The following is a 14,428-nucleotide window of genomic DNA, read 5'->3' as shown; positions in this document are numbered from 1 at the left end:
TGAAAGCGTCCGCCTGAACTACACCCCCGATTTCCCAAGAGTACGTTGTGCCTCGCACGCAATCGGCGAACCAGAGCCAGCATTCCATAGGCAGCATTGCTTAGGGCGGCGCGTTGACCTAAGGACAAAAAACGAAAGCACCACAGTCTTGCGCTTCTGACAAGTGAACTCCCAAAAACCACGGCACCGATAACCGCATCCCCCCCCGACTGTGCTTTGGTATAACCCTCAGCAGACTAGCTCCTAGTGTTCTCCAAAACTCGATTGTGCAACCCGATAATGGGTCCCCGACTCAGCAACTACACCGTTCTCTGAATTTTCGGAACGACTACCTTAGGCCTGTACGCCGGTTCATCGCGAGCCAGATCAGCTCGTCGACCAGATCGGCGTAGTTAATCCCGGTCTCACCCCAGATCCGCGGGTACATGCTGATCGGAGTGAATCCGGGCATGGTGTTGATCTCGTTGATCACCCACCGGCCATCCTCGGTGTAGAAGAAGTCCACCCGGGCCAGCCCCTCCCCGCCGATGGCGTCGAAGGCCACGGCTGCGTGATCGCGGATCGCGGCGACCTGGTCTGCCGGTAGGTCAGCCGGGCAGCTCAGCTCCGCTGCTCCCCCGTCGACATACTTGGCGTTGAAATCATAAAAGGTATCGGAACCTGCAGTGACGGCGATTTCACCCGGCAGTGAAGTCCGGGGCAACTCCGAACCGCGTCCCTCGAGGACGCCGCATTCGATCTCGCGCCCGACGATTCCTTCCTCGATGATGACCTTTGGGTCGTGCTCCCGGGCCGCTTCAATGGCCTCTACCAGCCCCGCATCGTCTGCGACGCGACTGACGCCGACGGAAGATCCTGCACGTGCCGGCTTAACAAAAAGCGGGTAGGCCAGGCGGGATACACGGGCCAGGGCGCCGTCACGGTCGCGCTGCCACTGCTTGTCAGTGATGACCTCGTAGGGACCCACGTCGAGCCCAGCAGCTTCGAAAGCGAGCTTGGCGAAGTGCTTGTCCATGCCAATCGCGCTGGCGGCTACTCCTGAGCCGACGTAGGGAATATCAGCCAACTCGAGCAGGCCCTGCACCGTCCCATCCTCGCCGAAGGAGCCGTGCAACACGGGGAACACGACGTCCACGGAACCGAGGCTCCGGAACGCGCCCGTGGCGCTGTGGCCGATGAGCTCGCTGCCGCCGTCGGTCCGGGCCAGCTGCAAGGATTCACCACTGGGTTCAATCTCCGGGGAGTTCCCGGAACTCAGCGACCAGGACTCGGGGTCGGTTTCGGTGATCGTCCACTGGCCCTGCCGGGTGATCCCAATCGGCAGGACATCATATTTCGAGTCATCCAGTACACGCAGGATGCCGGCAGCCGTGACGCAGCTGACGGCGTGTTCTGGTGAGCGACCGCCGAAGAGCAGCGCCACTCGCGTCCTGGTTTCGTTCTCCTGGTTCATGAGGCTTCTCCTTCGGATTTCAGTTCCCGTCCCAGAAGGCGCTCTGCCATATCGGAGACTGTCAGCTGGCCCTCGAGGACCATGACAACCGCTTCGGTGATGGGCATCTCCACATCGACGCTGCGGGCCCGATCCAGGACAGCACGTGCGGACTTGATGCCTTCAGCCGTCTGGGTCATCACCTCGTTGACCTCATCGAGGCTGAGCCCGCTCCCCAGGTGGCGGCCGGCCGTCCGATTGCGTGACAGGGGCGATGAACAGGTGGCAACAAGGTCGCCCAATCCGGCCAGCCCTGACATGGTTTCAAGTTTTCCGCCAATGGCCAGCGCCAGCCGGGTGGTTTCCGCCAGACCGCGGGTGATGACGGAGGCTTTGGTGTTGTCACCCATGCCGCGGCCGTCGCAGATGCCCACGGCAAGGGCAATGACGTTTTTGACGATGCCGCCGATTTCCACACCGATGAGGTCGGTGTTCGTGTACGGCCGGAAGTAATCCGGTGAGCACGCATTGGCAATCCAAGCGGCCGTGTCCTCGTCGGGACACGCCACGACCGAGGCCGTCGGCTCCTGCCGGGCGATTTCCATCGCCAAGTTGGGACCGGATACCACGGCGATCGCATTCTGTGGCCAGTCGAGCTCCTCGGCGATTACTTCGGTCATCCGCGCGTCGGTCTCGCGCTCGAGCCCCTTCATCAGCGAAACGATCACGGCACCGGCGGGGATCAGGTTCCCGATCTCCCGCAGTTGTCCGCGGAGCTGCTGCGCCGGGACTGCCAGAACCACCATTTCCGCGTTTTCTAGGACGACGGCGGCATCCGTGGAGGCAGTGATGTTCTCCGGGAGTCGGGTTTCCTTGAGATAGGTCGCATTCGTGTGCCGAGTGGTGATCTCGTTGGCGACCTCGGGGCGACGAGCCCACAGCTGGACCACTGTCCCATCGTTGGCGCAGGAATCGGCCAGGACCTTGGCGAACGTCGTTCCCCAACTTCCGGCGCCCAGAACGGCGATCTTGCGTGGTGCGGGCCTCAACGAGTTCCTCCCTGTTCGTCATCAGCGTGTTTGCCGTCTAGTGCCATCCGGCCGGTGGCGGCCTGTCCATGGGCGCTAGGGTCCCATAAAGTGGGCGGCGGCGTTTCGCCGCGCAGGATGGCGACCTGCTCAGTGAGCGCCTTCATGATCCGGGTGGTTGCCTCGTCCAGAACAGTTCGGGTCAGCGGCCGCTCTCGAAGGTCGGCTAAGTCTACCGGTTCGCCCACCAGGACGTGGACGCGTTTGCGGGGGAAGATCTTCAATGACTTGCCATAGCGGGGCAACACCTGCTGCGCGCCCCAATGGGCGATCGGGACCACGGGAGCCCCGGTCTGCAAGGCCAGACGGGCAGCGCCGGTACGCCCGCGCATCGGCCATTCGTCCGGGTCCCGAGTCAGCGTTCCTTCTGGATAGATGATGATGACGTCACCAGCATCGAGCACTTCCCGGGCGACTGCCAGGGATCGGTTGGCGTTGGCTGTTGACCGGGTCACCGGGATCTGGCGCGAAGCGCGCAGTGCACGGCCAACAACCGGCACCTTGAACAGCGATTCCTTGGCAAGATACCGCGGCAGTCGCCCGTTGCTGTAGAAGGCGTGCCCGACGACGACTGGATCGATTTCCGTCACGTGATTCGGGCAGGCGATGAACCCACCCTCAGGTAGGCTCTCGAACCCGTGCCACGTCTTGGCCAGCAGCAGGTTCATCAGTGGTCTGGCGATACCCGCCATCACAGCGAAGACCAGGCGTTGCCCCGGTTGTCCTTTCATCAGTGCCTAGGCGATTTCGCCGATTTCGACGCGGGCACCCAGGCCATGGAGCTTCTCCAGGAACTTCTCGTAGCCGCGGCTGATCAACTCGATGCCCGTCACGTGGCTGGTCCCGTCGGCGGCCAGGGCCGCAATCAGGTGCGAGAAACCGCCGCGCAGGTCGGGGATGTCAATATCCCGGCCGACAAGCTGCACCGGCCCGGTGATGACCGCCGAGTGCTGGAAGTTGCGCTGGCCAAAGCGGCAGGGAACCGCGCCGAGGCATTCGCGGTGCAGCTGGATGGTTGCCCCCATGCGCACCAGCGCGTCGGTGAACCCGAAGCGATTCTCATACACGGTTTCGTGGACGATCGACACCCCGTGGGCCTGGGTCAGCGCCACTACCAACGGCTGCTGCCAGTCGGTCATGAAACCGGGGTGCACGTCGGTTTCCAGGACCAACGGCTTAAGTTCACCGCCGGGGTGGAAGAAGCGGATGCCGTCGTCGTGGACCTCGAAGTCGCCGCCGACCTTGCGGTAGGTGTTCAGGAAGGAGGTGAGATCCTGTTGGTCGGCGCCTTCCACGTAGATGTCACCACGGGTGACCAGCGCCGCGGAAGCCCATGAGGCGCCCTCGTTGCGGTCAGGGATGGCCTTGTGGTTGTAGCCATGCAACTGGTCGACACCCTCGATGCGGATGACCCGATCGGTCTGCACGGTGATGATGGCGCCCATCTTCTGCAACAAGGCGATGAGGTCCATGATTTCCGGTTCGACGGCTGCGCCGACGAGCTCGGTGATGCCCTCGGCGCGGACTGCCGTGAGCAAGACCTGCTCCGTGGCGCCGACACTCGGGTAGGGCAAGGAGACCTTGGCGCCCTTGAGCCCATGCGGGGCGCTGATGGCAATGCCATTCGGCCGCTTATCCACCACGGCGCCGAAGTTGCGCAGGACTTCCAAGTGGAAGTCAATGGGCCGGTCGCCGATCCGGCAGCCGCCCAGATCTGGAATGAAGGCTTCACCGATGCTATGGATCAGTGGTCCGCAGAACAAGATGGGAATGCGAGAGTCACCGGCATGGGCGTCGATCTCGTTTGACGGGGCCGTCTTGGCACCCTGGGGGTCCATGGTCAGGTCGCCGGTCTCCGGGTCCTTGCTGACCTTGACGCCGTGGATCTTCAGCAGGCTGGTAACGACCTCGACGTCCTTGATTTCCGGGACGTTGCGCAGTACTGACGGCGTATTTCCGAGCAACGCGGCGACCATCGCCTTCGGTACCAGGTTCTTGGCCCCCCTGACCTTTACTCTCCCCTTCAGCGGCACTCCGCCGTGGATAGTCAGGACCTTGCCCATGTATCAAAACCTCACACTTGTTTGGGTTCTTCGAGATCTCCGAAGGTTCCCGGTAAGCATACAGCCACCACCCCCCGCGCCCCCGGCACAACGGGCCGTGCCCGCGCCGCGATTCGCTGTCGGCGGAAGTGGCCGGCGACCCTCAGGAGTATTGCGCGGGCAGCGTCCGGGGCTTCCAGCCCGGCCGTGTCTCCTCGTAGGCAGTGATGCTGGATTCCTGCTGGAGGGTCAGCCCGATGTCATCCAGCCCCTCCATCAGGCGCCACCGCGTGTAGTCGTCGATTTGGAAGGGGGCCACGATGGATCCGCACGTCACGGTCCGCGATGCGAGATCCACGGTGACCTGGGTGCCAGGGTGGTTGTCCAGCTCCTTCCAGATGAGCTCGATATCGCCTTGGGCAACCTGCGCGGCAACGAGCCCCTGCTTGCCGGAGTTTCCCCGGAAAATGTCACCGAACCGGGAAGAAAGCACGGCACGGAACCCATAGTCCTTCAGCGCCCAGACCGCATGTTCGCGGGAGGAACCAGTGCCGAAGTCAGGACCGGCGACCAGCACCGAGCCGGCTGAATAAGCTTCCTGGTTCAGCACGAACTCCGGGTCCTTGCGCCAGCGGGCGAAGAGCGCATCGTCGAAGCCCGTCCGAGTGATCCGCTTGAGGTAGACGGCGGGGATGATCTGGTCGGTATCGATGTCGGACTGCCGCAGCGGTACGCCGACGCCGGTGTGGGTGGTGATCTTTTCCATGTTCGGGTGTCCTTACGCGGCCGTGGCGGCGGCAGCGCCGTCGATCGGGTCCAAGTCGGAGGGTGAGCTGAGCGTGCCGCGGACCGCGGTGGCGGCGGCGACCAGCGGGGAAACCAAGTGGGTGCGCCCGCCCTTGCCCTGGCGGCCCTCGAAGTTGCGATTGGAGGTGGACGCGCAGCGCTCGCCCTCCGCCAGCTGATCGGGGTTCATCCCCAAGCACATGGAGCATCCGGCGAATCGCCATTCGGCGCCGAAGTCCTTGAAGACCTGGTCCAACCCCTCGGCTTCGGCCTCCAGCCGGACCCGGGCGGAACCGGGAACGACGATCATGCGGATATCCGGGTCCTTCTGCCGGCCTCGGATGATGTCCGCGGCGGTGCGCAGATCCTCCATGCGGGAGTTCGTGCAGGAGCCCAGGAATACGGTGTCCACGCGGATGTCCTTCATCGGCGTTCCTGCGGTCAGGCCCATGTAGTCCAGGGCACGCTCGCAGGCGGCGCGGGCGTTCTCGTCCTCGAAGTCCTCCGGGGCAGGGACCGGACGGGACAGCGAAACGCCCTGTCCCGGGTTGGTCCCCCAAGTAACAAAGGGTTCGAGCTCGTCGGCATTGATGTTAACCTCGGCGTCGAATGCGGCATCGTCGTCGGTGCGCAGCGTCTTCCAGTACTCGACCGCGGCAGTCCAGTCCTCGCCTTGCGGCGCGTGAGGACGCCCTTCGAGGTAATCAAAGGTGGTTTGATCGGGCGCGACCATGCCCGCACGGGCCCCTGCCTCGATGGACATGTTGCAGATGGTCATACGTGCTTCCATGGAAAGTGCGCGGATGGCAGAACCGCGATATTCGAGCACGTAGCCCTGCCCGCCGCCGGTGCCGATCTTGGCGATGACGGCCAAGATGATGTCCTTGGAGGTCACCCCGGGCCTCAGCGCCCCCTCGACGTTGATCGCCATGGTCTTGAACGGCTTGAGCGAGAGCGTCTGCGTGGCCATGACATGCTCGACCTCGGACGTGCCGATGCCGAAAGCCAACGCACCAAAGGCGCCATGCGTGGAGGTGTGCGAATCGCCGCAGACGACGGTGACGCCCGGCTGGGTCAGACCGAGCTGGGGCCCGACCACGTGGACGATACCCTGCTCCTTGTCGCCCAGTGAGTGCAGGCGGACGCCGAACTCGGCACAGTTGGTGCGCAGGGTTTCGATCTGAGTACGGGACGTCAGATCGGCGATCGGCTTGTCGATATCCAGCGTGGGTGTGTTGTGGTCCTCGGTGGCGATCGTCAGATCAGGCCGACGCAGCGGTCGTCCCGCCAACCGCAGTCCCTCAAACGCCTGAGGAGAGGTCACCTCGTGAATCAAGTGAAGGTCGATGTAGATGAGGTCCGGCCGCTTGGCCTCGCCTTCTCCGCCACCTTCCTGGACCACGTGGGCGTTCCATACCTTTTCGGCCAACGTCTGGGACGTTCCGACGGATACCTGCGGTGACGACATATCGGTTTTCCTCCTGAAATCTTGCCTCCATACAAGGAAACCACCGCGCTTGCATGGCGTGCCAGCACTTCGGCGTGCATCTCAAATGCTGAGACGGTAGTATCAGATCATGGACACACCCAGCGGAGTCGGAGTCATCGACAAGGCAGCGCTCGTGCTCGACTCGCTCGAAGCGGGCCCCATCAGCCTCGCCCAACTGGTGGCGGCGACCGGCTTGTCACGTCCCACGGTGCACCGGCTCGCCCAGGCCCTGGTTCATCACCGGTTAGCGGCCAAGGACATCCACGGACGGTTCATGTTGGGCAGCCGCCTCGTGGAGCTGGCCTCCGCTGCCGGCGAGGATCGACTCATCGCCGCGGCCGGACCGCTCCTGATCCAGCTGCGCGACGCGACAGGGGAAAGTTCACAGGTATTCCGGCGCCAGGGCGATCACCGCGTCTGCGTGGCCTCGGCCGAACGACCGGTGGGCCTGCGCGACACCATTCCGGTGGGAACACAGCTGTCCATGAAGGCCGGCTCCGCCGCACAGGTGCTCCTGGCGTGGGAGGACCACGAGCGCTTGCTCCACGGTCTGAACCATGCACGTTTCTCCCCCACGATCCTGGCCGGTGTTCGCCGTCGCGGTTGGGCGCAGTCACTCGGGGAACGCGAGCAAGGCGTCGCCTCGGTTTCGGCACCGGTTCGCGGGCCGTCCGGCCGGGTGATCGCGGCCGTGTCGATCTCCGGTCCCATCGAGCGGCTGACTCGTCAACCGGGCAAGGCACACTCAGGGATTGTCTGCGCGATTGCAGCGCAACTCAGTGAGGCGCTGAAGAAACCCACCGCCTAGCCCGTTCCGGTGCCACGGTGATCAGCGCGGTCAGCACCCTCTTGGTATGCACTGCGTCCTCCATGCTGAAACTTCTGCCGGGGGGGGCGGCGACGTACTGCTGGAGATCGTCGTTGGGCCTTCCTCTCGAGATGCCCGCCGCTTGCGCTCATAGAGCAGAAGGCCCGGGTCGCCAGGCGTCTGCGCACCAACGCGTGGCTATTCGAAGTGATCCCATCCAGTGGCGTCCACCCGTGCTCCATCGAGAAACAGGAATCCACCCGACGTCCGCTGCACTACACGCCCAATCGGGGTGAAGACGCCGGGTATCGATGTCGAGGGCGGGAAAGTCGCCAGCAGCGCAAAGTCCTCCCCGGCTTGGAGGACGAATTCCTCAGGATTACGGCCCGCACGGCGCGCCCAGTCCATGACGCCCCCTGCTGCCGCATCGACCAGCTGATTCCGGACCACATCGATGGCCACGCCACTGGCGTGGGCCAGGCGGGGAAGATCGCGAAGGAGTCCATCAGAAATATCCATCATCGCCGTAGCGCCGTGCCTCGCTGCCTCCGGGCCGGCGGACAAATCGGGTCGAGGGCGCATCTGCCCGGCGATGAAGAGATGCGAGTCATTTGGCTCGGGGCCCTCCGGTTCGCTGGACTCCAAGAGCTCGAATCCCGCCGCTGCTGCACCCAGCATTCCGCCGACGGCCACCACGTCACCTACTTGTGCACCACTGCGCAGCACTGGATCTGTCGTGACGATCCGCCCCGTCACTGCAGTTGTCACGGAGAGCTCACCACCCCGGCTCAAGTCGCCGCCGGCAATGACGCACTCGCCGGCGCCCAATTCGCGGACTGCCGCGCTGAATCCGTCGGCAAAATCCTCAACCCATCGGACCTCGGTCGTGGAGGGAATCGTGAGGCTGATGACAGCGGAGGTGGCGATGGCGCCCATGGCGTTGACATCAGAAAGGTTCTGCGCCGCAGATTTCCAACCCACATCGAAGCCTGTCGAACCATGGCCGCTGGGCCAGTTCAAGCGGAAATCCTGATTTTGGACCATGGTGTCGATGGTAAAGACGAAGCGGCCTCCGGGCGCTGCAATGACCGCTGCATCATCACCTGGCCCCAGCAACGGTGGCGCGCCTTGCAATCGAGGGAGGATCCGTTCCAGCAGTCCTGACTCCCCGATTCCCGCGACGGTGATGCCCGGTGACGTCTGCGGCCTATCCACGTGCCCTCGCGACTGCAGATGTGAACTCATTGAAACGCCGGACCTCATCACGGACGGGGGCGACCACGGAACGCTCCGCCACTGACGCAATCGAAGTCCTGAGCTTCTTCCGTGCTGTACGTGCCCGCCCGGCGGCAGCGGCGCGGGCGAGGAAGCCGGCCGTCAGGCCCAGCAGAACACCCAAAAGCAGCCCTCCGATGAGCATGATCGTCGGGACCGGAAAACCTTCGACTCGGGGAGCTGCCGGAACGTCGAGTTGAAGGTAACCCATCAACGCCAATGCTCCCAGCCACCCGGCTCCACCTACGGCAACAGCCAAGGCCAGCCACTGGACGATGCCGATGACGGGCCACCACCAGGAACCACGGCCAGCCGAAATGTCAGTGGATGCAATGGCCTGGTCCAGTGCGTCGGGCAGCTCCCGCGAGCTGGAACGGGCCGCTCGTCTGATCGATCCCCGCCAGGTATCGGGTGCTCCGACACTGATGCCGTCCGCGAAGGCACGTACTGCCGAATCGGCCTGGGCACGTTGGGCGGCGCCGGGCACGGGAAGCGATGTCCGGTTCATTTCCGGATTGATGTCGCGACGCCTCAGGTTCAAGCGCCGCAACGGGTCTGGTCGCAGTCGTCCAATCCAGCGCGTGACGGGCCACCCGGTCCTGGCCGTCGCATGCAATCTGTAGGACTTCCGGGTTGCATTCACGACGGTTTCCACGCCCGAGGCTTGTGCCAGCTCGCCGGCCAGGCGCGTTACATCGGTGGCTCGGGGCTCTGACAGGCCGTGTCCCAGCGCTGGCGAGTCGTCCTGGCCACCAGCGTCGTCAGACAACCCGCGCGCCGCCGCGGAGACGTCTTGCAGTGCTCGATCGGTAGCAGCGGCCCTTGCCACCGCGAAGCCGGCGATGGCTTCGCGCAAATCATCGATGCCCTCACCGGTCGTTGCTGAAACCGCGTGAAGACGAGGACGTCGTAGCCCATCGGCTGCGAGGATTCCCCGCAGCGATTCCAAGACGGGAGCGCGAGTATCTGCGCGCAGGCGGTCGATCTGGTTGAGGACGACCAGGGTAATGCCGGCGTACGCCGCGAGCGGCCGGATGAAGTCATGATGGACCGCGGCGTCGGCATATTTTTGCGGGTCGAGGACCCAGACCAATACGTCGACCTGTCCTGCCAACCGTTCTGCGGTTTCACGGTTCGCCGTGGCTGTCGAGTCGAAGTCCGGCAGGTCAAGGAGGATCAGTCCGCTGGCTTCCTCGCTCCGTCGCCGCCAGACTCCGGTCGTGGCCGACTGGAACGGCGTATCCAGCTGGTGGCGTTCCGTGACTTGCAGCCAGTCCAGGAGGTCGCCACTTCCCTCGGCTTGCCAGACCCCGGCCAACGTATGGCTGGTCGTCGGACGGGTGGGAGCCGCGCGGGCAAGCTCCCGGCCGGTGACTGCGTTGAACAGCGAGGACTTACCGCTGCCCGTTGCACCGAAGAACCCGACGACGGTGTGTTCCGCGGACAACGACCTGCGGGTGCCCACCTGTTCCAGAACATGCTCTGCCTGCACGACGGCGTTATTGGATACACGGTCCTGGCCAAGATCGGTCGCTTCCCGGAGCGCTTCGATGCGTTCGGCCAATGAGATGGAATCCGCGGCCTTGTTCGACCGGGTCATGCCGTCGCCTCCCGGCTCCGCCGTGCCAGCTGGGACAGCCGTCCGGCCACTGATTCGACCTCGTCAATGTCGTCTGACGAGGGGACGTCTTCCAAGGTGGCCAGAAAGCGCTCGGCCTCCCCTGCCAACAGAGTTGCCACGCGCTTGTTGAGCCCGGCCCTGGCTTCCTTGGCAAGGCGGCGGACGGCGTCTTCACCGAAGATGGATTCCAGGAGCTTCTGGCCTACCACCGCGGTTCCGCCGGCAATGCCGACTTCCAGCCCGGTCAGTCCAGCCGTGGAGGCGAAGACAACAACCATCAGGGCCACGGCGACGCCGTTGACACCGAAGGACACCATCCTGGCGGTGAATCGTTTACCCGCGCCCTCGGCACGGATGAGGCCCAGGACCTCGCCCTGCCAATCGCGGATCTCTGCCGCAACTCGGGTATCGAAATGCGGAGACGTAGTTCCCAGGTCCGCATGGGCAACCAAAGTGCGCCCTGCAGGATCCGATCGCCAGAAGGCCTCTGCTTGTTCTGCTGCCTTGGCGGCTTCGTCGACGACGACCGCATGGAGGCCGGTTTCGATGGCTTGTTCCACGTTCTCTACGGGTTGCGGACGACCGGTGAAGAAGGCACCGATACGGTCCCGGAGTTTTCCGATCCCTGTTTCCAGTGACCTGAAGAATTCTCCGGTCCCCACGAAATCCTGCCACCGGGCCAACACTTCACCCCGGAGCAGCGTGCCTTCCGTGGTCGCTACCCCGATGCGCTGGGAGGCCGCGTCGTAGGCCTCGGCGACCCGTCTGCTCAGTTCCCTTCCAACGTCGCGTTGTTCACGTTCGGCGCTGGCAATCTCCGACATCTGCTGCCCCAGTTGCGCTACAGCACCGGTCAGGGTCTTCCGGGCAATGGCGGCCCGGCCGCTGCTGTCTGCAGCGATGGCCGTCAGCCAGGCGCGAATCGGCTCCACGGCGTCCGTGGACAGCATGTCCACGGCGTCGAGATCTGACTCGGGAACGGTGAAGAGCACTGCATCAGCCAGGCCCTGCCGATCCAACATGGAGCGGAGATCCGCAGCGACTTCGTCCCCGACCCCCGACGGGACGCGGTCCAGGATGATGGCCAACGTGATCTCCCGGGAGGCAGCCTCGGCCAACACCCGCCACGGAACGGCATCTGCGTAACGGTTGGCGGTGGTGACGAAAAGCCACAAATCGGCCGCGGCGAGCAATTGCCCGGCCAACTGCCGGTTGGCGTCGGATACCGAATCGATGTCGGGCGCATCTAGCAAGGCGATGCCCTGTGGCACCGACCCCTGGCCCACCAACACCAGAGATTGTCCGCCGATCCGTTCCTGGCCGCCCGGATCCGAGATCGCGCCGTCGTCGGCTCCAGGCAGTGCACCACCGGGTACCACGGAGCCGGTAATCCGCGGCAGGCCCGGTAGGATGCGGTCGCCCTCGAACCAGCCCCTATCGTGAGGATGGTGCAGAAGAATTGGTTGGCGTGTGGTGGGCCGGATGGCACCGGAGCGCGTGACGGGGTGGCCGACCAACGCATTCACCAACGTCGACTTCCCGGCCCCCGTGGACCCGCCGACGACAGCCAACAGCGGAGCCTCGAGGCTCCGATACCGGGGCAGGATGTAATCGTCGAGTTGCACCACCGCGGAAGACAACGCCTGCCGTACTTCGACCGCGCCCGGAAGCTCCAACGGAAGGCGGACGTCATGCAGAACGTCCAGGCAATCCTGCAAAAGACCCACAGCTGCTTCAGCAGCGTGGCCAGCACTCTCGTCGGTATTCACAGGTACATCATGCCAAACCGGTGAAGATCAGTCTGGCAGGCGCTGCAATGACACGGGGCGATGACATAACCCGGTGTCGAAAAACAGAAATCGCAGCACACCGAGAAGGCGTGCTGCGATTTCACTCACGTGACCCCAGCGGGATTCGAACCCGCGTTACCGCCGTGAGAGGGCAGCGTACTAGGCCGCTATACGATGGGGCCGCATAGCTTGCATCCACTACGGGGCGATGCTTCCCTGTTCTTGCGAACGTGACCCCAGCGGGATTCGAACCCGCGTTACCGCCGTGAGAGGGCAGCGTACTAGGCCGCTATACGATGGGGCCATAGCTTGCCCGGCATACTCCCCGGACAATGCCAGCCGGCGCAGTATCTGCTCCGGCTGTAGCGCTGGGATACCAGGACTCGAACCTAGAATGTCGGTACCAGAAACCGATGTGTTGCCAATTACACCATATCCCAATGGTTTGCCGGGACCCGTTCCCTGCCCTTTCGGGCTGTTCCCGGTGCCTCAGCACGAGTAATTACTTTACCCGAGGGTCCCGGCAAAACCAAAATCGTCTACGGCCACCGCCGCGGCGGACGTCAGACCAGCGTTTCCTTGAAGGCCTTCAGCCGGGCAAGCGAGGATTCCTTGCCCAGGATCACCATGGACTCGAACAGTGGCGGTGATACGCGCTTTCCCGAGACTGCGGTGCGCAACGGACCGAAGGCAAGGCGAGGTTTGATGCCCATTCCCTCGATCAGTGCCGAGCGGAGCACACCCTGGATCGACTCGGCATCCCAGGCGTCCAGTCCAACCAACGCGCCAACAGCGGTGTCCAGCACTTCGTCGGCGTTACCGGGCATGCCCTTCAAGGCATCCTGGTGGATGACGATTTCATCATCGCCACGGAAGAGGAACTCGATCATGTCGGGAGCCTCACCCAACAAGGTGATGCGTTCCTGGACCAGAGGCGCCGCCTCGTCGAGAATGCGGGCCTCATCGTCGGTCAATGTGGCGCCTGTCAACCCTGCACGGTTCAAGTAGGGAACCAGTCGATCGCGGAAGTCCTGTGCCTCAAGCAGGCGCACATGGGTGCCGTTGATGGCCTCTGCCTTCTTCAAGTCGAAGCGCGCCGGGTTGGCCAGCACGTCGTGGACGTCAAAGGCCTCCACCAGCTGCTCGCGGCTGAAGATGTCCTCGTCCGCGGACAGGCTCCACCCGAGCAACGCCAGGTAGTTCAGCAGCCCCTCGGGGATGAACCCGCGGTCACGGTGCAGGAACAGGCTGGATTCCGGGTCACGCTTGGAGAGCTTTTTGTTGCCCGCACCCATGACATAGGGCAAATGCCCGAAGAGGGGCATGTACTGGGCGATGCCCACGTCGATCATGGCCCGGTAGAGGGCGATTTGCCGGGGTGTGGACGAGAGGAGATCCTCGCCTCTCAGGACATGGGTGATGCCCATCAATGCGTCGTCCACGGGGTTGACCAGCGTATACAGGGGTTTGCCGTTGGCTCGGACGACAGCGAAGTCCGGAACGGTTCCCGCCTTGAATGTGATTTCACCGCGGACCAGGTCCGTGAAGGTCAGGTCCTCGTCCGGCATGCGGAGCCGAAGCACCGGTTCACGTCCCTCGGCACGGAAGGTCGCAACCTGCTCGTCGGTCAGATGGCGATCAAAATTGTCGTACCCGAGTTTGGGGTCCTGTCCAGCCGCCCGATGGCGCGCTTCGACTTCCTCCGGCGTGGAGAACGACTCGTACAGATGACCAGCACCCCGCAGCTTGGCGATCGCATCCTGGTAGATATCGGCACGCTCGGATTGGCGGTAGGGCTCGTGCGGTCCGCCCACGGCCACGCCTTCGTCCCACGTGATGCCCAGCCAGTCGAGCGCGTCAAGCAACTGCTCATAGCTTTCTTCGGAATCGCGTTTGGCGTCGGTGTCCTCGATGCGGAAGACCATCTTTCCGCCGGTGTGCCGGGCATACGCCCAGTTGAACAGCGCGGTACGGATGAGGCCAACGTGCGGCGTACCCGTCGGAGACGGGCAGAAGCGGACGCGGACAGGGGTTTCGTCGGTCACAGTGGGAAAGGGGGATGGCTCAGTCATGATGACTCCCATCCTAATACGCCCG

Annotated in this window: 11 protein-coding genes and 3 tRNA genes; 1 reads left to right on the top strand and 13 read right to left on the bottom strand. The window is 63.9% G+C overall.

All coding sequences use genetic code 11. From position 1 onward, the window contains the following. Nucleotides 1-328 precede the first annotated feature (328 nt). From ABD088_RS05280 to leuC, 6 genes are all read right to left on the bottom strand, one after another. A complete protein-coding gene (locus ABD088_RS05280; RefSeq protein ID WP_343900574.1) occupies nt 329-1,453 on the bottom strand; it encodes a D-alanine--D-alanine ligase family protein in 1,125 nt (374 codons plus the stop codon). Then, the gene (locus tag ABD088_RS05275; RefSeq protein WP_343900573.1) at nt 1,450-2,481 is read right to left on the bottom strand and encodes an NAD(P)H-dependent glycerol-3-phosphate dehydrogenase; all 1,032 of its coding nucleotides are present in this window, start codon (nt 2,479-2,481) and stop codon (nt 1,450-1,452) included. Before ABD088_RS05275 ends, ABD088_RS05280 begins: the two co-directional genes overlap by 4 nt. After that, a complete protein-coding gene (locus tag ABD088_RS05270) occupies nt 2,478-3,251 on the bottom strand; it encodes a lysophospholipid acyltransferase family protein (RefSeq protein ID WP_372710636.1) in 774 nt (257 codons plus the stop codon). The genes ABD088_RS05275 and ABD088_RS05270 overlap by 4 nt, the downstream gene beginning before the upstream one ends. A gap of 6 nt (nt 3,252-3,257) precedes the next feature. Next, the gene (gene murA, locus ABD088_RS05265; protein WP_343900571.1) at nt 3,258-4,583 is read right to left on the bottom strand and encodes a UDP-N-acetylglucosamine 1-carboxyvinyltransferase; all 1,326 of its coding nucleotides are present in this window, start codon (nt 4,581-4,583) and stop codon (nt 3,258-3,260) included. A gap of 142 nt (nt 4,584-4,725) precedes the next feature. After that, nucleotides 4,726-5,328: a 3-isopropylmalate dehydratase small subunit gene (leuD, locus tag ABD088_RS05260; RefSeq protein WP_343900569.1), complete on the bottom strand. Its 603-nt coding sequence runs from the start codon at nt 5,326-5,328 to the stop codon at nt 4,726-4,728. A 12-nt stretch (nt 5,329-5,340) separates the two neighbouring features. After that, nucleotides 5,341-6,816 (bottom strand): 3-isopropylmalate dehydratase large subunit, encoded by a 1,476-nt coding sequence (gene leuC / locus ABD088_RS05255; RefSeq protein ID WP_343900568.1) that lies wholly within the window; start codon nt 6,814-6,816, stop codon nt 5,341-5,343. Between the two features lie 109 nt (nt 6,817-6,925). On the opposite strand from leuC, the gene ABD088_RS05250 reads away from it, so the two are divergent. Next, nucleotides 6,926-7,645: an IclR family transcriptional regulator gene (locus ABD088_RS05250; RefSeq protein ID WP_343900566.1), complete on the top strand. Its 720-nt coding sequence runs from the start codon at nt 6,926-6,928 to the stop codon at nt 7,643-7,645. A gap of 198 nt (nt 7,646-7,843) precedes the next feature. Here the strand turns inward: ABD088_RS05250 and thiL are convergent, their stop codons facing one another. From thiL to gltX, 7 genes are all read right to left on the bottom strand, one after another. Beyond that, a complete protein-coding gene (gene thiL, locus ABD088_RS05245; protein ID WP_343900565.1) occupies nt 7,844-8,890 on the bottom strand; it encodes a thiamine-phosphate kinase in 1,047 nt (348 codons plus the stop codon). After that, the gene (locus ABD088_RS05240; RefSeq protein WP_343900564.1) at nt 8,853-10,520 is read right to left on the bottom strand and encodes a GTPase; all 1,668 of its coding nucleotides are present in this window, start codon (nt 10,518-10,520) and stop codon (nt 8,853-8,855) included. The genes thiL and ABD088_RS05240 overlap by 38 nt, the downstream gene beginning before the upstream one ends. Continuing rightward, nucleotides 10,517-12,310, bottom strand: a complete 1,794-nt coding sequence (locus tag ABD088_RS05235; protein ID WP_372710639.1) for a dynamin family protein — start codon at nt 12,308-12,310, stop codon at nt 10,517-10,519. Before ABD088_RS05235 ends, ABD088_RS05240 begins: the two co-directional genes overlap by 4 nt. Nucleotides 12,311-12,440: 130 nt before the next feature. Further along, nucleotides 12,441-12,513 (bottom strand) — tRNA-Glu (locus ABD088_RS05230). A gap of 49 nt (nt 12,514-12,562) precedes the next feature. Continuing rightward, a tRNA-Glu gene (locus tag ABD088_RS05225) sits at nt 12,563-12,635 on the bottom strand. Between the two features lie 64 nt (nt 12,636-12,699). Further along, nucleotides 12,700-12,771 (bottom strand) — tRNA-Gln (locus tag ABD088_RS05220). 123 nt (nt 12,772-12,894) lie between these two features. Beyond that, a complete protein-coding gene (gene gltX, locus ABD088_RS05215; RefSeq protein WP_343900563.1) occupies nt 12,895-14,403 on the bottom strand; it encodes a glutamate--tRNA ligase in 1,509 nt (502 codons plus the stop codon). Nucleotides 14,404-14,428: the final 25 nt, after the last annotated feature.

The organism is Arthrobacter rhombi (assembly GCF_039526245.1).
GTDB lineage: Bacteria > Actinomycetota > Actinomycetes > Actinomycetales > Micrococcaceae > Arthrobacter_H > Arthrobacter_H rhombi.
The sequence above is the reverse complement of the archived record's forward strand: the minus strand, read 5'-3'. Positions and strand labels throughout refer to the sequence as shown.